The organism is Aureimonas ureilytica DSM 18598 = NBRC 106430 (genome assembly GCF_000382705.1).
Taxonomy (GTDB): Bacteria; Pseudomonadota; Alphaproteobacteria; order Rhizobiales; family Rhizobiaceae; genus Aureimonas; species Aureimonas ureilytica.
Genome location: NZ_ARQE01000004.1, coordinates 304,438 through 325,535 on the forward strand (window position 1 = coordinate 304,438; position 21,098 = coordinate 325,535).

Here is a 21,098-nt window from a genome sequence, read left to right on the forward strand (position 1 = left end):
GGAGAGGACCGACATTCAACGCTTGCCGAAGGACCTTTCCATGAACCCCTCCCGAACCGGACGTTACACGGCTCTCCTCGCCGTGATGACGCTGGTCTTCTCGACGATGGTCGTGGACTATGCCGAAGCCCGCCGTGGCGGCAGCTTCGGCAGCCGTGGCGGCCGCACCTACCAGTCCGCGCCGGCGACCAACACGGCGCCGGCCGCCGCGCCCGTCCAGCGCTCCATGACCTCGCCGGGCCAGGCCTCCAGCGCGGCGGCCGCCGCGCGTCCGGCCGCCGGCCAGCGCTCGGGCCTCTTCGGTGGCGGCTTCGGCGGCGCCCTGATGCGCGGCCTTCTGATCGGCGGTCTGTTCGGGCTGTTCATGGGCTCGGGCTTCGGCGGTCTCGCCGGCATGCTCGGCCTTCTCGTGCAGGTGGCGCTGATCGGCCTTCTCGTGATGCTCGCGGTTCGCTTCTTCCGCTCGCGCCGCAACCAGACGGCCGCGGCCGGCGGCCCGAACCCGATGAACGGCAACCGCAACGCCTATACCGGCCAGGACCCCAATGCCGGCCGCAACGCCTATGGCTCGGGCCTCGGCAGCCGCTCGGCCGCAGCAAACAAGCCCGGCGTCGGGCGCGACGAGATCGGCGTGACACCGCAGGATCTCGGCATTTTCGAAAGCCGCCTCAAGGCGCTGCAGGCCGCCTATAGCCGCGAGGATTACGACGCGCTCGAGCAGATCGCGACGCCGGAAGTCGTGTCCTATCTCAGCCAGGAGCTGGCACAGAACGCCGCGCGCGGCGTGCGCAACGAGGCGCGCGACGTCGAGCTTCTGCAGGGCGACGTGGCCGAAAGCTGGCGCGAGGGCACGCGCGATTATGCGACCGTCGCCATGCGCTACGGCATGATCGACGTCGTGAGGGACCGCCAGTCGGGCCGGATCGTGGAAGGCGACGAGACGAACCCCGTCGAGTCCACCGAAGTCTGGACCTTCGTGCGCGAGCGCGGCGGCGAGTGGAAGCTCTCGGCGATCCAGGGCTCCTGAGCCCACGCGAACTCCGACTTGCAAGACGAACGAAGGGCCGTCGGCGAAAGCCGGCGGCCCTTTTCGCATCGAGGGGGATCGTCTGGGCGTTTCGACCTCAGGCGGGCGCCCGCCCCGCCGAACACTTTCGAGAGACCCGCGTCAGGGGCTCAGCGCCTCGCTGGCGTCGATCACCCGCCGCTCCGAGCCGCGATGAACCGTGACCCGCCTCGGCTCGATCAGGTCGATCGTCCAGCCCCAGGCCGTGCCGCCTTCCTCCAGCCAGGTGTCGACACCCGCAAACAGAACGCGCCGCACCGCGCTGTCCGCGAGGATTCCGACGAGCCGCAGCGGCGGCTCCACCGGGGCGGCGGCGATCGGCGGCGTTTCGGAAGCGAGCCGACCCACACCGTCCAGCGGCGCTCGCGCGGGGTCGAAGGGCGGCGCGCGCGAGAAGGCGCTACCCTCCAGCCGCAGCGGCGAGACCATGCGGGCAGGCACCTCCGGTGCGCCGGGCGCAGGTGCTTCGAGCGACGCGGTGAGGGCGAGAGCGGCGAGCACCCCGACAAGGACAAGCACGAGCGCGGCGCCTCGCTCGCCCGGCCCCGACAGGAATAGCCCCTCGCGCATCACGGCTGCTTCCGCATCAAAGGGACGGTGGACACCGAGAGGGTTCCCGACAGGACCAGCGATCCGTCCACCTCGCGGCGCTGCGTGAGAACGAGGTCGTCGACGCTGAGAAAGGGCGGGCGGGTCTCGAGATCGGCCAGAAACGCGTAGAGCGCGCCTTGCGTGGCGGTGAAGGCGATCCCCGCGCGAACCGGCGCGCCGGGGCGCTCGTCGGTGGCATCGGCGTTCAGCGTGTCGATGCGAAACGCGCCGGCGGGAGCGGCCATTGTGAGCCGCTGCGACAGGAGCCCGGCCGCCGTGCCGGCATCGGGGGCCGTGAGAAAGGGCGCGTCCGGCTGCGTCGCGAGCCCGCCGACCAGCGCGCGCCGGGCGTCCAAGCGCGCAAGCCGCTCTGCCAGCGCGGTTTCGCGGGCAAGCGCCTCGCGCCCTTCGCTCCACCGCGTCCACGGGCCCGTCAAAAGGGGCGAAACGAGCCAGAGCATCGCGAACAGAAGGGCAAGCGCCGCGAAGCGCCGGGCGGCGGGCGAGGCGAGAAAGCGTTCGGCGGTCATCGCGCGCGCTCCTCCCGCGCCGGCCGCTCGGGCAGCGGACGCAGCTCGAAGGCGAGTTGGCCGGGCGCGGTGTCGGTCCCTTCCGAGAGAAGCGGACTGCCGGCGAGCGCCGCGCGCACCGCCCCACTCCCCCCGCCTTGCAGATCGATCAGGAGCCGCTTTCCCTCCAGGCGAAGCGCCGTGAGCGTGGTGCCGGGCGGCAGGCGGCGCGCGAGCTCGTCGAGCAGCATCGATACCGGAACGCGGCTCGCGCGCGCGTCCAGAAAATCGGCGACCGCTGTCGCGGACTGGGCGGTCGGCGAAGCCTTGGGCAGCGCCGCCCGCGCCGCGCTCAGCTCGGCCAGCGCCGCGTCCTGCCGCGCGATCAGGAGAAAGGGCGTGGCGAGCGCCAGGAGGAGCGCCGCAGCGCCGAGCCAGCGCGCGAGCGGCGAAAGCCGGGCGAGCGCGGCCCGAAAGCTCGCCTCCTGCCGCGACAGGAGGTCCACCGGCATCGGCCGGCCTTCGGCATCCCCGACGCTGACCCGCACGAGCGCGAGCCCCGCACCCGCACAGGCCTCTTCCACCGCCCGGATGCGCTCGCGCGCCAGGATGACGTGGATCACCTCCAGCTCACGCGTCGCGACATTCTCGGTCTCGACATACCAGTCGCTGAAGATCTCGCCCGGCTCGAAGGGCAGAAGCGCCTCGGCCTCGAGGCGGAGCAGCGCGCCGGCATGCGGCAGGGCGCGGCGCGGCAATTGGGAGCGGCGCAGGAAGCACAGATCGCGCGGAACGCAGAGCCGCACCGTGCCCTGCGGCGCGGCCTCGGCAAGCTCGGCGAGATGCCGCGAAAGCGCCTCGCCCGGCGCGAGCGCTCCATCCGGCGAAGGCAGAGCCCCACCGGGAGAGGCGGCCCGCGCCGCCGCGACGCGCCCGTCCGACAGGAGCACGCAATCGATCTCGGCGCGCGCGCCGCTGGCGCGGGCGCGCAACCCGTTCGGCACCAGGGCGGCGATCTCGTCCCGCCACCAGGACCAGCCGCGCCGGGCGATGTCGGTGAGGCTCGGCCGCATGTTGGTTTCCGCTGTCACGCCCCGTCCGGCCACCCGCCCCGTACCCTCGATCGATCGCAGTCGCACAAAGCCTAGCCGGCAAATTTCTACGGATTGTTAAGCAAACGCGTGCTTTTTTGAGGGGGCGTCTTGAACCAGGGACGAGCCTCGCGCCCTCCGCCGGCCGCGCGGACACGCTGAGGCCTTGGGCTCCGCCGAGCCCGGCTTCGCCGATCCGACCTCCCCCCTCGCCCCTGGTTCAAGGCAGCCGCGCGGGATTCGGATCGGAACGGCCATGCTTGTTTGGGGATCGAAGAGGCGGCCCGGATCGCCCGCCACCGACCGGCGCCAGGGCACCCGCGCGGCAGCCGGCCCGACCGCCCTCGGCTTTCTCGACCATCTTCAGGCCCAAGGGCTGATGGAGCCGCCCGCCGCCGAGCGCGCGCGCCTCGCCTTCGAGACGCATGGCTCGCTGCCGATCGTCATCACCGAACTCGGCCTCCTGTCGGAAGCCGATCTCCTCGCGGCGCTGGAAGACTTCACCGGCCTGCCGGCGGCGGCGGCCGACACGCTGCCCGCCGAGCCGGTTCTTGGCGATCGGATGGGCGGCGCCTATTGCCGCCGCGCCCGCGTCCTCGCGCTGCGCGACGGGCCGCCGCCCATGGTCGGCGTGGTGGACCCGTTCGCGACCGACCTCATGGCGGCGCTAGCCTATTCGCTGGGCGGGGCGAGCTTCCGGCTGATCGGCCCGAGCACGTTCGAGGCCGCCGCGCGCCGCTTGTTCGGCGAAGCGGATGCGAACGAACTCGGCGAGGACGCCGAGGACGGGCTCGGCAGCGACCGCGAGCGGCTGGAAGACGCCGCGCGCCAGGCGCCGATCATTCGCCTTGCCCATTCGCTGTTCCGCACCGCCTTCGAGCTCGGCGCGTCCGACATCCATATCGAGCCGGGCGAGACCGACCTCACGGCGCGCTACCGCGTCGATGGTGTCCTGGTGCGGCCCGAGACCCTGCCGAAGGCGGTTCACACGGGCCTCGCCACCCGCATCAAAATTCTCGCCGAACTCAACATCGCCGAGCGGCGCCTGCCGCAGGACGGGCGCATGAAGGTCGTGGACCGGGGCCGCGAGGTGGACGTGCGCGTGTCCGTGCTGCCGACAGCCCATGGCGAGGCGCTGGTGCTGCGCCTTCTCGGCCAGTCGCGCAAGGAAGGCAGCTACGAGGCGCTGGGCTTTCCCGCCCCGCTCGCCGCGCGCATCGACGCCATGGCCGACCGGCCGAACGGCATCTTCCTGATCACCGGCCCGACCGGCTCGGGCAAGACCACGACGCTCTACACGCTCCTGCAACGGCTGAACGACCGCACCGCCAAGATCATCACGGTCGAGGACCCCGTGGAATATCGGATGGCCGGCGTCACGCAGGTCCAGACCCATGCCGCGATCGGTCTCGACTTCGCCGCCGCCTTGCGCTCCATCCTGCGCCAGGACCCCGACATCGTGATGGTCGGTGAAATCCGCGACGGCGAGACGGCGCGCATCGCCGTGCAGGCGGCGCTGACCGGCCATCTCGTGCTCTCGACGCTGCACACCAATTCCGCCGCCGCCGCCACGACCCGGCTGATCGACATGGGCGTCGAGCCTTATCTCCTCGCCGCCGTCCTGAACGGCGTCCTCGCCCAGCGCCTCCTGCGCCTCCTGTGCCCCGAATGCCGCGAGGTCGCGCCGGCCAGCGCCGCCGAGCGCGCGCGGATCGAGCGCCATCGGCCGGACCTTGCGGGCGCGCCGGTGCTGCGCCTCGCCCATCCCGTCGGCTGCCCGCATTGCAACAACACGGGCTATCGCGGCCGGACGGTGGTCGCCGAGGGGCTGGAGATCGGGCGGGGCCTGTCGGCGATGATCGCCGCGCGCCGCAACGAGGCCGAGATCGAGGAAACGGCGCGCCGGGAGGGCATGCAGACGCTGCTCGGCCACGGGATCGACAAGGCGCTGGCGCTGGAAACGAGCCTGGAAGAGGTCCTGCGCAGCCTCGGCGGCGGAGACGGCGCATGACGCTCTATCGCTTCGAGGCGGTGGACGGGCGCGGGCTGAAGCGCGCCGGGCGGGTCGAAGCGGAAGACCGCGCCCGCGCGCTCGCGCTCGCCTCCGCCGGGGGCCTGCGCGTCCTGAAGGTCGAGCCGGTGCCTCAGACCGCCAGCATCTGGCAGCGGGACCTCTTCGGCACGGGCGGGGTGAAGCGCACCGAGCTTCTGTCCTTCGTGAAGGACCTCGCGACGCTTCTGGGAGCGGAGCTCACCATCGACCGCGCGCTGCGGCTCGCCATTCGCCAGTCGCCCCGCAGCCTCACCGAAACGCTGGAAACGGTGCTGGCCGACGTTCTGGGCGGCCAGCCCTTGTCGCGCGCCTTCGCCCGCCATCCCAAGGTCTTCTCGCGCGAGATCGTGGAGGTGACGGCGGCGGGCGAGCTGACCGGCACGCTCGGCCGCGTGCTCGGCGATCTCGCGGTGTCGCTGGCGCGCGCGGACGCGATCCGGCGCACGGTGGTCTCGGCGCTGATCTATCCGCTGCTCCTCCTCGTCATGGCGCTCGGCATCGTCGGGCTCGTGGTGGGGCTGCTCGTTCCCTCGCTCGCGCCCTTGTTCGACCAGCCCGGCATCGAACCGCCGGCGGTGATCGTGCTGACGCAGTCGATGGAGCGCTTTCTCGGCGCGAACTGGGTCCTCGTGCTCGGCGCGTTCGGCGCGCTCGCCGCCCTCCTCGCCGCACTCTGGGGAAGGCCCGGATTCGTGGAATGGCGCGAGGCGGCGCTGTTGAAGCTGCCGCTTCTCGGCCCGGTTCTAGTCGGCATCGAGGCCGGGCGCCTGTGCCGCACGCTCGGCACGCTGCTCGGCGCCGAGGTCGGCCTGCCCGCCGCGATCGCCGCGACGCGCCTCGTGCCCAAGCGCCTCGCGTTTCGCCGCGTGCTCGACGAGGCCGCGCGGCGCATTCCCGAGGGCGCGCGGCTCGCCCCCGCGCTTGCCGGGCTGGAAGCCCTGTCGCCGCTGACGCTTCAGATGATCGCGGTCGGCGAGGAGGTGAACCGCGTGCCGCATATGCTGATGCGCGCCGCCGAACTGCACGAGGAAGCCGTGGAAACGCGCATCGGGCGGCTGTTCGCGGTCATGACGCCGCTCATCACCGCCGGCCTCGGACTTCTCGTCGGCGGGCTGATCCTGTCCGTCATGAGCGCCATCCTGTCCGTCAACGATCTCGCGGCCCAATGAGCGAGGCGGAGGCGGGCGACGCGGGCTTCACGCTGGCCGAGATGCTGGTGGTGCTCGCCCTTCTGGCGCTCGCCGCCACGGCCGCCGCCTCCAGCTTTGCCAACAACCGCCCGGCCGGCGTTCTCAGCACGGTCACGGACCAGCTCGTCGCCGACCTCCAGCGCACGCGCATCGACGCGATGCGGCTCGGCCGGATGCGCCATCTCGCCTTCGATGCTGGAGAGCGGCGCTGGCAACGCGAGGGCGCCGCGCCCGTGCCGCTGCCGGACGGCGTGGGGCTCGACCTCACCACCGCCGGCGAAGCGCGGCTCGGTGGTGGCGGGGACAGCGGCGCGCCGACCATCGCCTTTCTGCCGGACGGCCGCTCCACCGGCGGGCGCGTCTCGCTGCGCCTCGGCGGCGGAGAGCGCAGGGTCGAGGTGAACTGGCTGACCGGCGCGGTGCGCCGCGAGGGGCCATGAGCGAGCCCCTATGAGCGAGCGCCGCGACGAACAGGCAGGCGAGAGCGCCGAGGAGGGTTTCACCCTGGCGGAGGTGCTGGTCGCCTTCGCGATCCTGGCGCTCGTCACGCTCGCCATGATGCGCGCCTTTTCCGGCACCTCGCTCGCCCTGTCGCGCAGCGCCGGCCATGAGGCGCGGATGGATCTCGCCGCGCGAATCATTGAAACCGAGCGCGCCCGCGACCCCATGGAGCCCGGCCGGCGCGAGGGCCGCGAGAACGGGCTCGACTGGTGGGCGCTGACCGAACCCGTCGAGAGCGCCGGCCTCGCGCCGCCCGCCGGCACGCCGCGCCTCTTTCGCCTTTCGGTCGGGGTCGATCCGCACGGCGCCAAACCCGCGTCCGCCCTTCTCTCCACTCTGATCCTCGCGCGAGGGTCCGATGGCCGCTAGCCGGGCCCTGGCGACTCGATCGGCCAAGTCGGCGGAGGCGCCCCCCTGCCGCGAAGCGGACGACCCGGAAGCCGGCACGACGCTGGTCGAGCTTCTCGTGGCGCTGGCGCTCCTGTCGCTGATCGCCCTCTTCATCGGGCAGGGCATCGACGCGATCCGCCAGATGGCGCCGGTCGGCCGGCGCATCGAGGCGGCCATGGATATCGAGGCCGCGCGCGAGCATCTGCGCCGCACGCTCGGCGAGGCGGTGGCCGATCTCGGCCTTGTCGGCGGCGCGCCGTTCGACGGGGCGAGCGAGGCGCTTCGCTTTCTGGCCCCGGCCGACCCGATCCTGGAAATCGGCGGCCTCAACGCCGTCACGCTGATGCTCGCGCCCGTCGCGGGCGGCGGGTTCGACATGGTGGAGCGCCGCGCGGTGGCGGGCGGCGATCTCGCGCTTTCGGGCAGCCTCACCCTGCTCGTGCCGGGCGTGCGATCGCTGCGTCTGCGCTATGGGGAAGCCGGCCCAGACGGGTCCATCCTATGGCGCGAGACGTGGCGGCAGCGCGGCGTCCTGCCGGCGCTCGTGTCGATCGAGCTCAGCTTCCCCGCGTCCGACCGGCGGCGCTTCGCGCCGCTCCTCGTTCATCCCCTCGCCTCGCCCGTGCCGCCGGACCGGCTAAGCCAAAGCCCTTCCGACGAGGCGCAAGGCGCTTTCCTGCCCGAAGGCTGACCGGCGCCTCTGGACCTTGCCAGCCGTCTGTCCAGCCCGCCGCGCCGGGTGAACCAGTTTCGGTCCATCTTGGGTCCCTAATGATTTCCTAACGAAGGGCCCTTGTGCTTCGGATCGGCTTGACCGTGCGGCAACGGTCCGGGGAACGGCAGGCATGGAATCCAAGGATCGGACGGAGACTGCGAGGGGACAGCGCCGCCTGCGGCGCTCCGGCTTTGCGCTTCTCGCCCTGTCCCAGATTCTGACGGCCTGCACCACGCCGAACTCCCGCACCGTCGAAGCGCGCAGCGGGCTGGAAGCCACGCGCTCGCTCGGCGCCCCGCGCGCGGCCCGGCGCGAGGGGATCTTCGGCGGGATGCGCCGTGGCACGCCGTCCGAGGTCGTCCTGTCCGGCGGCGCGTCCGGCCCGGCCGGCGGCGCGCCGCTCTACAGGGAAGCGGGCGACAAGGTGACGCTGAACCTCGTCGATGTGCCGATCCGGGCCGCCGCCAACGCGATCTTCGTGGAAATCCTGCGCTCCAACTTCATCATGGCCGACGATGTCGCGGGCACGGTGACTCTCCAGACGGCGCGCCCCGTGAGCCGGCAGGCGCTGGTGGACGCGTTCGAATCCGTTCTCGCCGGCAAGGGCCTGACGATCCAGAAGACCGGCGAGATCTATCGCATTGCCATGGGGACCGATTCCCTAGAGACCGGCAGCGTCGGCTTCACGCAGCCGGGCGACCTTCAGGTCGGCACCGGGGCGCAGATCGTGCCGCTGAAATCCGTCTCCGCGCTGGAGATGGAGCGCATCCTAAAGCCGATCGCGCCGAACGGCATCGTGCGGGCCGATCCCGCGCGCAACATTCTCGTGCTCACCGGCACGGCCGAGCAGATCCGCACGATGCGCGAGACCATCGGTCTGTTCGATGTCGACTGGATGCGCAACCAGTCCGCCGCGATCTTCCCGCTGACCGGCGGCGGCGATCCGAACGCCATCGCCAAGCAGCTCGAGGCCGTCTATGGCGGCGCGGAAGGCCCGGCGCAGGGCACGGTGCGCTTCGTGCCGAGCCGCGAGCTGAACTCGATCCTGGTGATCGCGGCCAACCGGCGCCAGCTCGACCGCGCGCGGGACTATATCCTCAAGTTCGACTTCGTGGCCTCCGAAAGCGGCCAGCGAACCTTCGTCTACAAGGTGGAGAACCGCCCGGCCAAGGAGCTGGCGACGATCGTCCAGGGCATGTTGTCGGGGATCGAGGGCTCGGGCGTTGCGAGCAGCCTGACGGCGCTGCGCACCAGCGTCGGCATGGGCGAAACGGACCTGCGCGGCGGCGAGGCCGGCGACGCACCATCCGACGCCGCGAGCGGCATCGCCGCCTCGCAGACCCCCGCCTTCGGCGCGGGCAAGATGACCGTGGTGGCGGACGAGCCGAACAACGCGCTGATCATCGTGGCGACCAAGCCGCAATACGACCGGCTCCTGCCGATCCTCGCCTCCTCCGACCGCATGGCCAATCAGGTGCTGATCGAGGCGGTGATCGCGGAAGTGACGCTGAACGACCAGTTGAAGTTCGGCCTGCGCTGGTTCTTCGAACATGGCGGCGGCGGCAAGCTGAAGCTGTCGGACGCCGTCAGCGGCGCCGTGTCGGCTCTCGCGCCGGGCTTCTCCTACATGCTCGCCAAGGCCGACTTCCAGCTCGTGATCAACGCGCTGGCCTCCGTGACCAACGTCAAGGTCATCTCCTCGCCGACCCTCACCGTTCTCGACAACCGCACCGCCCGGCTCCAGATCGGCGACCAGGTGCCGATCGTGACCCAGACCGCCACTGCCACCTCCGCCTCGATCGACGCGCCGATCGTCAACCGGGTGGAGATGAAGGACACCGGCGTCATCCTGTCGGTCACGCCGCGCATCAATTCCAACGGCCATGTCCTTCTCAACATCGAGCAGGAAGTGAGCGACGTCGTGCGCACCACCTCGTCCGGCATAGATTCGCCGACGATCCGCCAGCGCAAGGTATCCACCACCGTTTCGGTGGACGACGGGCAGAGCATCGCGCTCGGCGGCCTCGTTCAGGATTCGCGCGAGAAGGGCAACGACAAGGTGCCGGTGCTCGGCGACGTGCCGGTGCTCGGCGCGGCCTTCCGCAACCGCAGCGACGTGAAGAAGCGCACCGAACTCGTGATCTTCATCCGCCCCCGCGTCATGCGGAACGGGACGGAAGCCGAAGCCATCACCCGCGAGTTCCGCGACGGGCTGGCGCGGCTCGGGCTGGACGAAGGCAACCCGTCCACCTTCCAGCGCATCACCCGCTAGAGGCTGTCATGACGCGCCGGCGCAGAAGCGCGCCCGAGGCGGAGCGTAAGCGCGAGACCGGCGACGAGGACGGCGAAGCCGGCTTCGTGCTTCTTTCGGTGCTTCTGGCCGCGATCCTGTTCGTCGGGGTGGCCGCGAGCTTTGCCGTGCGCGCCCGGCTCGTGACGCTTCAAACCGGCAACAGGAGCGAACTCGCAAGGGCGCAGGCGCTGGCGGACGGCGCGGCCCTGTTCGTCGCCGACGCGCTGCGCCCGCCCCCGCGCCAGGCCCCCACATCGCAGGCCATTCTCGCCGCCGCGCTGTCGGGTGAGGCGACGGCCGCCCCGCCGCCCGAGCCCCTGCCGCTGCCCTTCGACGGGACGCCCCTCTCCTGCGCGCTGCCCGGCGGCGGCGGCGGCCGGCTGGAGCTGTCGGCCGTGGACCAGGGCGCGCTTCTCGATCTCAACGGCGCGTCCGTGCCCATGCTGCGCGATTTCTTCGAGGCCGCCGGCCTCGGCGGCGAGACGGCGCGGCGGTTGGCCGAGGAGATCGGCGACTTCCGCGACCCCGACGACGATCCGCAGAGCAACGGCATCGGGGAGCGCGCGCAATATTGGCAGGCGGGACTGGCCTGGGGACCGGCGAACCGGCCCTTCGTGGATGTGGAGGAGGTCGCGCGCCTGCCTTCCGTCACGCCGGCGCTGCTCGCGCGCCTGCGCCCGCTCCTCACCGTCCAGAATCCGCGCGCCGGCCTCGACCTCGCGCTGACGCCCGCTGCCTCGCACGGCGTCCTGCCGCCGGAGGCCACCGAGCGGCCGAACCTCAAGCGATGGCAATTGGCGAGTTCGCGCACGAATTTCGCGGTGGACGCCCGGCTGCGGCGGGGCGACGGGAGCCTCGCGGCCGGGCGGCGCGCGCTCGTTACCTTCGGCGGGCCGGACAATGGCGAATTGCGCGTCCTGCGCTGGTCGCGCCCGCCCTTCGGCGAGGACAAGACGAGCGCAGCGCCATCGCAGGGCGACGCCTTCTGCTCTCTTCTCGCGACGGCTCTCGGAACGGCACGCGAAGCGGCGAGCGCCACCCTCAGCCCGTGAAGCGGTCGAGAAGAAGAACCGCCATCAGCGCGAGCGCCAGATGCGGGCCGAAGCGCAGGCGCCGATCGGCCCGGATCGCGCCGCCTCGCAAGGCCTGAAGCCCGACCATCGCCAGCCCGGAGAGCGAGGCGAGAAGCACCACCAGCGGCAGCGCCTCGAGCCCGGTCCAGAGCGTCGCCGCCACCAGGAACTTGACGTCCCCGAGCCCGAGCCCCGTGCGCCCGCGCCAGACGCGGTAGAGACGGCGCAGGAGAAGAAGAAGCCCGCCGACGATCGCCGCGTCGAGACCATGCGCGAGGAGCGTTTCCGGCGAGCCCATCGCCAGACGCAGGAGGCCGAGCCCCGCGATCCCGGCATTCAGCGCATCGGGAATGCGCCCGGTTCGCCCGTCGACGAGCCCGACGAGGAGAAGCATCGGCGCCAGCAGGGCGAGGGCCGTCACGTCGCCGATCATCGCTCCTCCCCAGCCCGCCGCAGCACCGCACTTCCCCAAGCGGAGGGATCAAACGGCAAAAGGCGTTGAAGGCGCGTGAACCCGCGAAAATCGCCACGCCGCGCTTTACGGATCGCACATCAAGATCGCCTAGCGTGCCGCAAGGGAACGAGACACGGGACGGGGCGGATGCTCAGCTTTCGAAATCGCGCGGCGGAGACCGAAGGCTCGGACGAGGGCTTCACGCTCGTCGAGCTTCTCGTGGTGCTCGCCATCATCGCGCTGATCGGCACGCTCGTCGGCCCCCGCGTCCTCGGCTATATCGGCACCGCCAAGGCCGACACGGCCAAGACGCAGCTTCAGAACCTCGCCAACGCGGTGGAGCTGTATTACCTCGACACGGGCGCCTATCCGGCCGCCGACAAGGGCCTTGCCGCGCTCACCGCGAGCGACGGCGCGCCCGGCTGGAACGGCCCCTATCTGAAAAGCGCCACCGGCCTTCAGGACCCCTGGGGCCGCGCCTACCGCTACGAAGCCGCCCCCGGCGGCTTCCGCATCGCCACCCTCGGCCGCGACGGCGCGGAAGGCGGCACGGGCGAAGACGCCGACCTCACCAACCGCTGATGCGGGACGGCTCGTCGGTTGATCAAAGCGGCGCCGGGCTTCTCCCGGCCGGACGCACGAACCCGTCGCTCGCCACCATCAGCCGGCGCGCATAGTCCGAGCGCACCTCGCGCCGGGCGAGATGTCCCTGTTCCAGCGCCTCCACCGCCTCGCCTCCGCGCATCACGAGAAGCCGCTCGCACATGTGGTCGATCACGGCGAGATCGTGGCTGACGAAGAGATAGGTCAGGTTCCGCTCGGATCGCAGGCGCGTCAGAAGGTTCAGGACCTCGGCCTGGATCGAGGCGTCGAGCGCCGAGGTCGGCTCGTCCAGAAGCAGGATCGCCGGTTCGAGAATCAGGGCTCTCGCGATCGCAATGCGCTGGCGCTGCCCGCCCGAAAGCTGATGCGGCAGGCGGAAGCGGAAGGCCGCATCGAGCCCGACATCGGCGAGCGCGCGCAGGATGCGCCCGTCGCGGTCCTTCAACCCATGGATCGCCAGCGGCTCGGCGAGGATGCGGTCGACCGTGTGGCGCGGATGAAGCGAACCGTAGGGGTCCTGAAACACCATCTGCACCTTGGCGGCGAAGGCCTTGTCCCGCCGTGCGTCGAGGGGAACGCCGTCCACCCTGACCTCGCCGCCCGAAACCGGAGCGAGACCGCAAAGGGCGCGCAGGATCGTGGACTTGCCCGAGCCCGATTCCCCCACGAGCCCGAAGCTCTCGCCGGGCGCCACCGCGAAGGTCACGCCCTTCACGGCATCGACGCGCCCGCGCCCTTGGCCGAAGCTGATGCGCAGATCCGTCACTTCGATGCGGGGAACGGTGCTCATGCCTCTTCCCATTCGGGCTGGCGGTCGAGAACGGGCAGCATGTCGTGGCCGCCGCCGATGCGCGGCAGGCAGGCCAGAAGCCCCTGCGTATAGGGATGGCGAGCCTCCGACAGCCGGGCCGCCCCGATCTCCTCCACGATGCGCCCGCGATACATGACGAGAACCCGATCGCAGAAGGTGGAGACGAGCCGCAGATCGTGGCTGATGAACAGAAGACCCATGCCTCGGCCGCGCACGAGACCATCGAGAATGCGCAGGATTTCGAGCTGCACGGTGACGTCGAGCGCCGAGGTCGGTTCGTCGGCGATCAGAAGCTCGGGCTCGGGGATCAGCATCATCGCGATCATCACCCTTTGGCCCATGCCGCCCGAAAGCTCGTGCGGATAGGCGCGCAGCACGCGTTCGGGATCGCGGATCTGGACATCCTCCAGCATTGCGATCATGCGGGCCCTGGCCTCGCGCGCCGAAAGCCGCCCATGGGCGCGCAGCGCTTCGCCGAGCTGCCGGTCGATGCGCATGACCGGGTTCAGCGAGTATTTCGGGTCCTGCATCACCATGGCGATGCGGCGCCCGCGAAGGGCGCGCATGTCGCGCTCGGGCAAGGCCAGGAGATCGGTGTTTCGAAAGGCCAGTCTGTCGGCCGCGACATGGCCCGGCGCGCGCACGAGCCGCAGGATGGCCCGGCCCGTCATCGACTTGCCGGAACCGGACTCGCCCACGATCGCGACGCGCTCGCGCCCGACCGTGAAGGACACGCCCCGCACGGCCTCGACGAGACCGCGCCGGGTGTCGAAGCCGACCCGAAGGTTCCTCACCTCCAGAAGCGGCCCGGTTGAAGGAAGCCCACCCGTCATCGCTGCGCGCTCCTCGGATCGAGAATGTCGCGCAGCGCATCGCCCAGAAGGTTGAAGGCGAGGCTGACGAGCAGGATCGCGACGCCCGGAATCGTCGCCACCCACCAATGGGTCAGGAGATATTGCCGGCCCGACGAGATCATCGCGCCCCATTCGGCGAGCGGGGGCTGCGCGCCGAGACCGAGAAAGCCGAGGCCGGCCGCCGTCAGGATGATGCCGGCCATGTCGAGCGTGATGCGCACGATCACCGAGGACAGGCACATGGGCATGATATGGCCGGTGATGATGCGCAGCGTTCCCGCGCCCTGGAGCCGGGCGGCGGCGATATAGTCGGAGCGCCGCACGGTCAGCGTTTCGGCGCGCGCGACACGCGCATAGGGCGGCCAGGCGGTGAGCGCGATGGCGAGAATGGCGTTCTCGATGCCGGGCCCGAGCGCCGCGACGAAGGCGAGCGCCAGGATGAGGCGGGGGAAGGCAAGGAAGATGTCGGTGACGCGCATCAGGACCCGGTCGGTCCAGCCGCCGAGCGTGCCGGCCACGGTTCCGATCACGAGGCCGATCACCGGCGCCGTCAGCGCCACCAGCGCCACGACATAGAGCGTGACGCGCGAGCCGTAGACGAGCCGGCTCCAGACGTCGCGGCCGAGCTCGTCCGTTCCGAGCCAATGGCCGGGACCGGGCGGCAGGAGGCGCGTGTCGAGATTCTGCGCGTTGGGAGCGTGGGTCGCCAGAAGCGGCGCGAAGATCGCCATGAGGACGAGAAGCGCGATCAAACCGAGCCCGATCATCGCCAGCGCGTTGGAGCGCAGCGTCAGCCAGCCTTGCCAGAGCGCGACGGCGCGGGCCTGAAGGCGCGAGCGAGGCGTGTCGGTCGTCAGCCAGCCGCGCCAGCCGGAGCCTTGCAAAGCCTTGCTCATCGCGCCCTCGGATCGACCAGCGTGTAGACGACGTCGGACAGGAGATTGAGCACGATGAAGGCCGCGCCGATCACCAGCGTTCCGCCGAGCACTGCGTTGAAGTCGGCCGCGAACAGGGCCTGCGTGATATAGAGGCCGAGCCCCGGCCAGGCGAAGACGGTCTCGGTCAGGACCGAGCCTTCCAGAAGCGCGGCGTAGGACAGGGCGATCACCGTGACGAGCGGCACCATGGCGTTGCCGAGCGCGTGGACCCAGACGACACGCCGCTCCGAGACGCCCTTCACGCGGGCGGCGGTGATGTAATCCTGGCCGAGCTGTTCGAGCATGAAGGATCGGGTCATTCGGGAGATATAGGCGAGCGAGAAATAGCCGAGCACCAGCGCCGGCAGAACGAGATGCGATAGGGCGTTGCGGAACACGTCCCAGGCGCCCGACAGGGCGCTGTCGATGAGGATCGAGCCGGTGACGCGCGTGACGTCGAATTCGTAGGCCAGTTCGTAGGAGACATCGAGCCGGCCGGGGCCGCCGACCCAGCCGAGCTGCCCGTAGAACACGAGAAGCGCGATGAGGCCGAGCCAGAAGACCGGCATGGAATAGCCGAGAAGCCCGACGACGCGGATCACCTGATCGGGCCAGCGGCCTTGGTGGACCGCGCCGAACACACCGGCCGGCACGCCGACGAAGACGCCGATGAGGGTCGCGAGCGTGGCGAGTTCCAGCGTTGCGGGAAACGCGTTGGCGATGTCCTCGAGCACCGGCCGCGAGGTCAGGTTGGAGCGCCCGAGATCGCCGGTCACGACATCGCCGAGATAGCGCACGAACTGGATCGGCAGCGGCTGGTCCAGCCCGAGCGCGACCTTGGCCGCGTCGTATTGCGCCTGCGTGGAGCGATCGCCGACCACCGCCAGAACCGGATCGAGCGGCACGACCCGCGCGATCAGGAAGGTGACGAAGAGAAGGCCGAACAGGGTGACGAGGAGGCTGAAGAACAGGCCCGCTCCCCGCCGGAGCGCCCTCGGCACGGCCAGCCCTCCCCCGGTGGGCGCGCGGGTCGGATCGAGAGCGGGTTCGTCGAGAACGGGCGGGCTCATGCGCCCGCCCTCATGCCTGGAATGCGCAAGGGATCACTTCGCGGCTTTGGTCACGGTCCAGTAGAAGGCCGACGCCACGGCGCCGCCGGTGTGGAACCCGTCCACCCCCTTGCGAAGCGCGGGCTGCTCGGAGCGCTGGAACAGAACCGCGATCGGCGACGCCATCTGCTCGTGGCGCTGCATCTCCTCGTACATGCCCGCGCGCTTGGCCTCGTCCTTCTCGATCACGGCGGCCGCCACCATCGGCGTCGTCACCGTTGCGGGATAGGCGTTGCGCCAGGCGAGATTGCCGACGAGATTGCCCGCGTCGGAATTGTCCGGGTTGGACGCGAAGACGGAGGCGTTGGTCTGCGGATCGGGATAGTCCGGCCCCCAGGTCTGGAGCGTCAGCTTGTGGTTTCGCGCGCGGTAGATCGACAAAGCCTCGGCGCCGGTCACCGAGCGAAGCGCGGCCTTGATGCCGGCCTGGGCGAGCGTGCCCTGGATGGCCTGCGCGATATCCACACGCTCCTTCTCGTTGCGGATCAGGATTTCGGTCTCGAACCCGTTGGGATAGCCGGCTTCGGCCAGAAGCGCCTTGGCTTTCGCCACGTCGAGCTTGAAGGGCTTGTCCTCGATCGCGCCGAGGAAGCCGGCCGGCAGGAAGGACTGATGCGTCTGTTCCTGACCCTTCAGGAGCTGGCTGGTGATGCCGTCATAGTCGATCAGATACTTGACCGCCTCCATGACCTTGGGCTTGGCGAGGATCTCGTCCTTCTGGTTGCCCGAGAGGTAATAGACCTGCCCGCGCAGCTCGGTCTGGATCTTGAGATTGGCGTCCTTCTCGATGACCGCGATGTCGGTCGGGCCGAGATTGCGGGCCACGTCCACGTCGCCCTTCTGCAAGAGCAGAAGCTGGGTCGCGGGCTCCACGACATGGCGCACGAAGACACGCTTCATCGCGACCTCGTGGTTGAAATTGGGATTGGCGTCGAGCACGACGGATTCGTTCGGCTTCCAGGCGCGCAGGACATAGGCGCCCGAGCCCGCCGAATGGGTGTCGAGCCAGGAATTGCCGAAATCCTCGCCGGCATGTTCCATCACCACGGCCTTGTCGACGATCGAGCCGACCTCCGCCGTCAGCGCGTTGTAGAGGAAGGACGGCGCATAGGGCTTGTCGGTGACGATCTGGAGCGTCGAGGCGTCCACGGCCTTCACGGTCTGATCCACATTGTCCTTGGTCAGGCCGAACTGGGTGAGGATGAAGGCGGGCGTCTGATCGAGCTTTACGACGCGCTGGAGCGAGAAGGCGGCGTCCTCGGCGGTGATCGGATTGCCCGAGGCGAACTTGCGCCCTTCGGCCATCTTGAACGTATAGGTGCGGCCGTCCTCGCTGACCGACCAGCTCGACGCGAGACCGGGGATCGGCTTCAGCGTGTTCGGATCGATCTCGACCAGCGTCTCGTAGATGTTGTTGATCTGGTCCTGGCCCGAGAACTCAAAGCTTTCCGCCGGGTCGAGCGACTTCATGTCGTCGATGCCGTTGGCGATCACCAACGTGTCGGCCGGCGTCTCGGCAAGAGCCGCCGATCCCATGGCGACAGCCCCCAGAAGCACGGTTCCGGCAAACAGGCGGCGGCTGAGCGAACGGGAAAGAGAATGCGACACGGACAACCTCGTCGGGTTCGGTGAACGGATCGGCGCGGCGAAAAGCCGATTCCCCGCGCCCGACGAGGGAACGCTATGCGATGATTAATGCGTCGGCAAGCGTGTGCACTGCACAAAATCCGGGCGCATCGTCACGCCTTCCAGGTGCGGTCGAGAACCGAGAGCCAGTTGCGCCAGCTGATGCGCTCGATCAGGGCTTCGGAATAGCCGGCTGCGGCGAGATGATCGATCAGGGCGGGGAGGCCGGCGGAGGAGCCGATGGCGTTCGGGATCGTCGCGCCGTCGAAATCCGAGCCCAGCGCGACGCCGTCTTCGCCGAGGCGTTCCAGAAGCGCGTCGAGGTGGCGGCGCATCGTGTCGAGCGGGGTGTCGGGGTCCATGCGCCCGTCCTCGCGCAGGAAGGCGGTCGCGAAGTTCAGGCCGACGACGCCGCGCGAGCGCGCCACGGCGTCGAGCTGCTCGTTGGTCAGATTGCGGCTGACCGGGCACAGGGCGTGGACGTTGGAATGGGTGGCGACGAGCGGCGCGTCGGACAGCTCGGCGACGTCCCAGAAGCCGCGCTCGTTGAGATGCGACAGGTCGAGAAGGACGCCGAGCTCGTTGCAGCGCTTCACCAGCCGCCGCCCGGGTTCCAGAAGGCCCGGTCCCGTGTCGGGCGAGGAGGGAAAGCGCATGGGCACGCCATGGGCGAAATGATTGTTGCGGCTCCACACCATGCCGACCGAACGCAGGCCGGCGGCATAGAGCACGTCGAGCATGTGGAGATCGGGGTCGATCGCCTCGGCACCCTCGATGTGGAGAACCGCCGCAAGGCTGCCCCGCGCGATCGCCGCCTCGATCTCGGCGACGCTGCGGCAGACCGTCAGCCCGCCCTTCGAAGCCGTTTCGAGGCGCAGGAGGATCGAGGCCATGGCGATCGTGCTGTCGGCGCCGACCGGATGGGCGAGCGGGTCGGGCAGCGGCAGGTCGTAGCCCGGACCGCCCAGGAGGTCGGCGAGATCGCCCGCCATCGGCGAGGGCGGGAAGATCGCGAAGAGACCGCCGACGAGGCCGCCGGTCCTGGCCTTGGCGAGATCGATATGGAGACTGGAGCCGCCGGCGAGAAAGGCCTCGAACGTCGCGGGCGTCGGGTCCTGATAAATGCGCAGCAGCGCGTCGTTGTGTCCGTCGAAGACCTTCAAGGCGGGCTCTCCAAGGCGAGAAAAGCGCGACCGGAGCCGCGCGAACCATCGGTGCGCCGGCCGAGCCCGTTTCGGTCTCACCCGGCGATGCGGGCGGACGTTAATCGAGCGTCGGCTCGCGGGCCAGCGCCCGGGTCGCTTTCGCTTGGCGACCGAAAGTGCGCCCGCCTGAAGCTCTCGCCGCGCCCGCGATCAGCCGCCGGTGATGAGCCGGCCGCGTTCGTCGGCTTCCATCAGCTCGCTCATGACGTTGCGGATATGGCGCGCCATGGCCTTGTAGGCCGCTTCCGGGTTGCGCAGGCGAAGCGCGGTCAGAACCGCGTGGTGATCGCCGATCCAGAGCGGGCGCACGGTGGGCGCGTGGATGTGCTCGTGCAGCTTCTTCCACATCAGCGACTGGTCGCGCTGCACCCAGAGCGTTTCCACCATGGAGACGATGATGGCGTTGCCCGTCATGCGCGCGATGGCGAGATGGAAATCGCGGTCGCCCTTCTCGTTGAGAAGGAGCGCCTGCGCCTCGTGCTCCATGCGCGCGATGCAATCTTCCAGAAAGGCCAGATCGTAGCTCGTGGCGCGCTCGGCCGCCATGGCGGCGGCGCTCGCCTCCACCGCGAGCCGCGCTTCCAGAAGCTCGAACGGGCCGGGGCCGGCATCGGCGCCGATCTTGTCGAACTGGATCTGGCTGCCGCGCACGGGAAGAACCGTGATCCCCGTGCGCCCCTTCACCTCGACGATGCCGCGCATTTCGAGGGCGATCACCGCTTCGCGCACGACCGGACGGCTGACCTCCAGCTCCTCGGCGAGCTCGCGCTCGGAGGGCATGCGCCAATCGGGATCGCCGGACTTCTCCTCGATCATCCGGGCGATGCGGCGCGCGACCACCTGATACAGGCGCTCGTTGCCGCCGCGAATGCGTGTGTCGCCGTCCATGTCGTCCTTTCAGGGCGCCACCCCGCCGGGGATGGCGCCTCACCCGGTGGGTGTCAGGCCGCGTCCTGCGTCTTGGCCGCGTCCGGCAGCCAGGAGCGGTAGAGCGGATGATCGGCCGTGATCGGCAGCGGCGTCGGCTGGCCGGTGCGCTGCGAATGATAGGCCGCCGTCACGAGTTCGAGCGAGTTGCGCGCGTCCTGGAGCGTCACGGGCGGCTCGCCGCCGGAGACGATCGCCTCGTGGAACAGCTCGAACTGGCGCGTATAGCCGTCCTCGCGGACTTCGTAAGTGGCCAACGCCGCGTCCACCCGCGCCTGATGCGCCTCGTCCCCGGCGATGAAGGTCCAGGGATCGCGGCCCATCGTGTAGGGCTCGAGAATGCTTTCGGCCACGAGATCGTGGAAGCAGAAGCGCAGGCGCGAGATTTCCTTGCGCGAGCCGAGCGTCATGGAGAGGCTGGCGAGCGAGCCGTTCGCCATCTTCACCGAAAGCGCGGCCGTGTCCTCGACCTCGATCGGGTTCACCAGCGTCGCGCCATAGGCGAAGACCTCGGCGCAGGCGCCATGGACATAGTTCAGCATGTCATGGGCGTGGATCGCGTGGCCGAGAAGGCCGCCGCCGAGTTCCGACTTCCACTTGCCGCGCCAGGGCACCTCGTAATAGGCCGGGCCGCGCCACCAATGCGTCTCGATCGTGGTGAGGAACGGACGGCCCGTCAGCCCCTTCTCGATCAGGAATTTCAGCTTCTGCAGGCCGGTGCCGTAGCGATACTGGAAGATCGGCATGAGCTTGGGGCCCGCCGCGCGATCCACGATCGCGGCCATCTCGTCGACTTCCGCGATGGAGCCGAAGAGCGGCTTCTCGCAGATCACATGCTTGCCGGCCTCGATCACGCGCCGGCACAGGTCGAAATGCGAATCGGGCGGCGTGCAGATGTCGATGAGGTCGAGATCGTCGCGCGCGATCAGCGTCGCGACGTCCTGCGTGTATTCGGGAATGGCATATTGGTCGCAGAGCCTGCGACCGCGATCCTCGTCCAGCGAGCAGAGGACGACGACCTCGAAGAGGTCCTTGATCCAGTCGAAGCCGGCCAGATGCCGCTCGGCGATGCCGGCGCCGACGATGCCGACGCGCAGTTTCCGGGTCATGATGCGCCCTC

General features: G+C 70.0%; 21 protein-coding genes. 9 read left to right on the forward strand and 12 right to left on the reverse strand.

All coding sequences use genetic code 11. The features are described from left to right. Positions 1-40: 40 nt before the first annotated feature. Positions 41-1,027, forward strand: coding sequence for a Tim44 domain-containing protein (locus tag B146_RS0111465; protein ID WP_019996585.1), 987 nt, complete (start codon positions 41-43; stop codon positions 1,025-1,027). A gap of 141 nt (positions 1,028-1,168) precedes the next feature. On the opposite strand, the gene B146_RS0111470 is transcribed toward B146_RS0111465, so the two are convergent. Genes B146_RS0111470 through B146_RS0111480 form a run of 3 tightly spaced genes read right to left on the reverse strand, consistent with a single transcriptional unit; the run spans position 1,169 to position 3,257 of the window. Continuing rightward, entirely contained in the window at positions 1,169-1,636 is a 468-nt protein-coding gene (locus B146_RS0111470) for a hypothetical protein (RefSeq protein WP_019996586.1), read from the reverse strand. Then, a complete protein-coding gene (gene gspM, locus B146_RS0111475) occupies positions 1,636-2,187 on the reverse strand; it encodes a type II secretion system protein GspM (protein ID WP_019996587.1) in 552 nt (183 codons plus the stop codon). Before gspM ends, B146_RS0111470 begins: the two co-directional genes overlap by 1 nt. Further along, complete coding sequence (locus B146_RS0111480; protein ID WP_155897460.1) at positions 2,184-3,257, reverse strand: PilN domain-containing protein; 1,074 nt, start codon at positions 3,255-3,257, stop codon at positions 2,184-2,186. Before B146_RS0111480 ends, gspM begins: the two co-directional genes overlap by 4 nt. Positions 3,258-3,513: 256 nt before the next feature. On the opposite strand from B146_RS0111480, the gene B146_RS0111485 reads away from it, so the two are divergent. From B146_RS0111485 to B146_RS27745, 7 genes are all read left to right on the forward strand, one after another. Continuing rightward, positions 3,514-5,268, forward strand: coding sequence for a GspE/PulE family protein (locus tag B146_RS0111485; protein ID WP_019996589.1), 1,755 nt, complete (start codon positions 3,514-3,516; stop codon positions 5,266-5,268). Next, positions 5,265-6,479 carry a type II secretion system F family protein gene (locus B146_RS0111490; protein ID WP_019996590.1) on the forward strand — a complete coding sequence of 405 codons (1,215 nt, stop codon included), beginning with the start codon at positions 5,265-5,267 and terminating at the stop codon, positions 6,477-6,479. The genes B146_RS0111485 and B146_RS0111490 overlap by 4 nt, the downstream gene beginning before the upstream one ends. Beyond that, positions 6,476-6,940: a GspH/FimT family pseudopilin gene (locus tag B146_RS0111495; RefSeq protein WP_019996591.1), complete on the forward strand. Its 465-nt coding sequence runs from the start codon at positions 6,476-6,478 to the stop codon at positions 6,938-6,940. The genes B146_RS0111490 and B146_RS0111495 overlap by 4 nt, the downstream gene beginning before the upstream one ends. 10 nt (positions 6,941-6,950) lie before the next feature. Then, the gene (locus B146_RS0111500) at positions 6,951-7,370 is read left to right on the forward strand and encodes a PulJ/GspJ family protein (protein ID WP_019996592.1); all 420 of its coding nucleotides are present in this window, start codon (positions 6,951-6,953) and stop codon (positions 7,368-7,370) included. Then, a complete protein-coding gene (locus B146_RS27740) occupies positions 7,360-8,082 on the forward strand; it encodes a hypothetical protein (protein WP_019996593.1) in 723 nt (240 codons plus the stop codon). Before B146_RS0111500 ends, B146_RS27740 begins: the two co-directional genes overlap by 11 nt. A gap of 154 nt (positions 8,083-8,236) precedes the next feature. Next, positions 8,237-10,378 carry a type II secretion system secretin GspD gene (gspD, locus tag B146_RS25800; protein ID WP_019996594.1) on the forward strand — a complete coding sequence of 714 codons (2,142 nt, stop codon included), beginning with the start codon at positions 8,237-8,239 and terminating at the stop codon, positions 10,376-10,378. An 8-nt stretch (positions 10,379-10,386) separates the two neighbouring features. After that, positions 10,387-11,451, forward strand: coding sequence for a type II secretion system protein GspK (locus tag B146_RS27745; RefSeq protein WP_019996595.1), 1,065 nt, complete (start codon positions 10,387-10,389; stop codon positions 11,449-11,451). Here B146_RS27745 and B146_RS0111520 read toward each other — a convergent pair. Then, a complete protein-coding gene (locus tag B146_RS0111520) occupies positions 11,441-11,905 on the reverse strand; it encodes a prepilin peptidase (RefSeq protein ID WP_019996596.1) in 465 nt (154 codons plus the stop codon). The genes B146_RS27745 and B146_RS0111520 overlap by 11 nt on opposite strands. A gap of 168 nt (positions 11,906-12,073) precedes the next feature. On the opposite strand from B146_RS0111520, the gene gspG reads away from it, so the two are divergent. Beyond that, positions 12,074-12,508, forward strand: a complete 435-nt coding sequence (gspG, locus tag B146_RS0111525; protein WP_019996597.1) for a type II secretion system major pseudopilin GspG — start codon at positions 12,074-12,076, stop codon at positions 12,506-12,508. A gap of 22 nt (positions 12,509-12,530) precedes the next feature. On the opposite strand, the gene B146_RS0111530 is transcribed toward gspG, so the two are convergent. The 8 genes from B146_RS0111530 to B146_RS0111565 all read right to left on the reverse strand — a co-directional run bounded on the left by B146_RS0111530 (position 12,531) and on the right by B146_RS0111565 (position 21,087). Then, the gene (locus B146_RS0111530) at positions 12,531-13,319 is read right to left on the reverse strand and encodes an ABC transporter ATP-binding protein (protein WP_019996598.1); all 789 of its coding nucleotides are present in this window, start codon (positions 13,317-13,319) and stop codon (positions 12,531-12,533) included. Next, a complete protein-coding gene (locus tag B146_RS0111535; RefSeq protein ID WP_019996599.1) occupies positions 13,316-14,173 on the reverse strand; it encodes an ABC transporter ATP-binding protein in 858 nt (285 codons plus the stop codon). The genes B146_RS0111530 and B146_RS0111535 overlap by 4 nt, the downstream gene beginning before the upstream one ends. Then, positions 14,170-15,090: a nickel transporter permease gene (gene nikC, locus B146_RS0111540; RefSeq protein ID WP_019996600.1), complete on the reverse strand. Its 921-nt coding sequence runs from the start codon at positions 15,088-15,090 to the stop codon at positions 14,170-14,172. The genes B146_RS0111535 and nikC overlap by 4 nt, the downstream gene beginning before the upstream one ends. Continuing rightward, positions 15,087-16,181, reverse strand: coding sequence for an ABC transporter permease (locus tag B146_RS0111545; protein WP_019996601.1), 1,095 nt, complete (start codon positions 16,179-16,181; stop codon positions 15,087-15,089). The genes nikC and B146_RS0111545 overlap by 4 nt, the downstream gene beginning before the upstream one ends. A gap of 33 nt (positions 16,182-16,214) precedes the next feature. Next, positions 16,215-17,828, reverse strand: coding sequence for an ABC transporter substrate-binding protein (locus B146_RS0111550; protein ID WP_244498193.1), 1,614 nt, complete (start codon positions 17,826-17,828; stop codon positions 16,215-16,217). Positions 17,829-17,959: 131 nt separating this feature from the next. Next, positions 17,960-19,009 carry a dipeptidase gene (locus B146_RS0111555; protein ID WP_019996603.1) on the reverse strand — a complete coding sequence of 350 codons (1,050 nt, stop codon included), beginning with the start codon at positions 19,007-19,009 and terminating at the stop codon, positions 17,960-17,962. Between the two features lie 192 nt (positions 19,010-19,201). Continuing rightward, entirely contained in the window at positions 19,202-19,939 is a 738-nt protein-coding gene (locus tag B146_RS0111560; protein WP_019996604.1) for a FadR/GntR family transcriptional regulator, read from the reverse strand. A gap of 53 nt (positions 19,940-19,992) precedes the next feature. After that, a complete protein-coding gene (locus tag B146_RS0111565; RefSeq protein ID WP_019996605.1) occupies positions 19,993-21,087 on the reverse strand; it encodes a Gfo/Idh/MocA family protein in 1,095 nt (364 codons plus the stop codon). Positions 21,088-21,098: the final 11 nt, after the last annotated feature.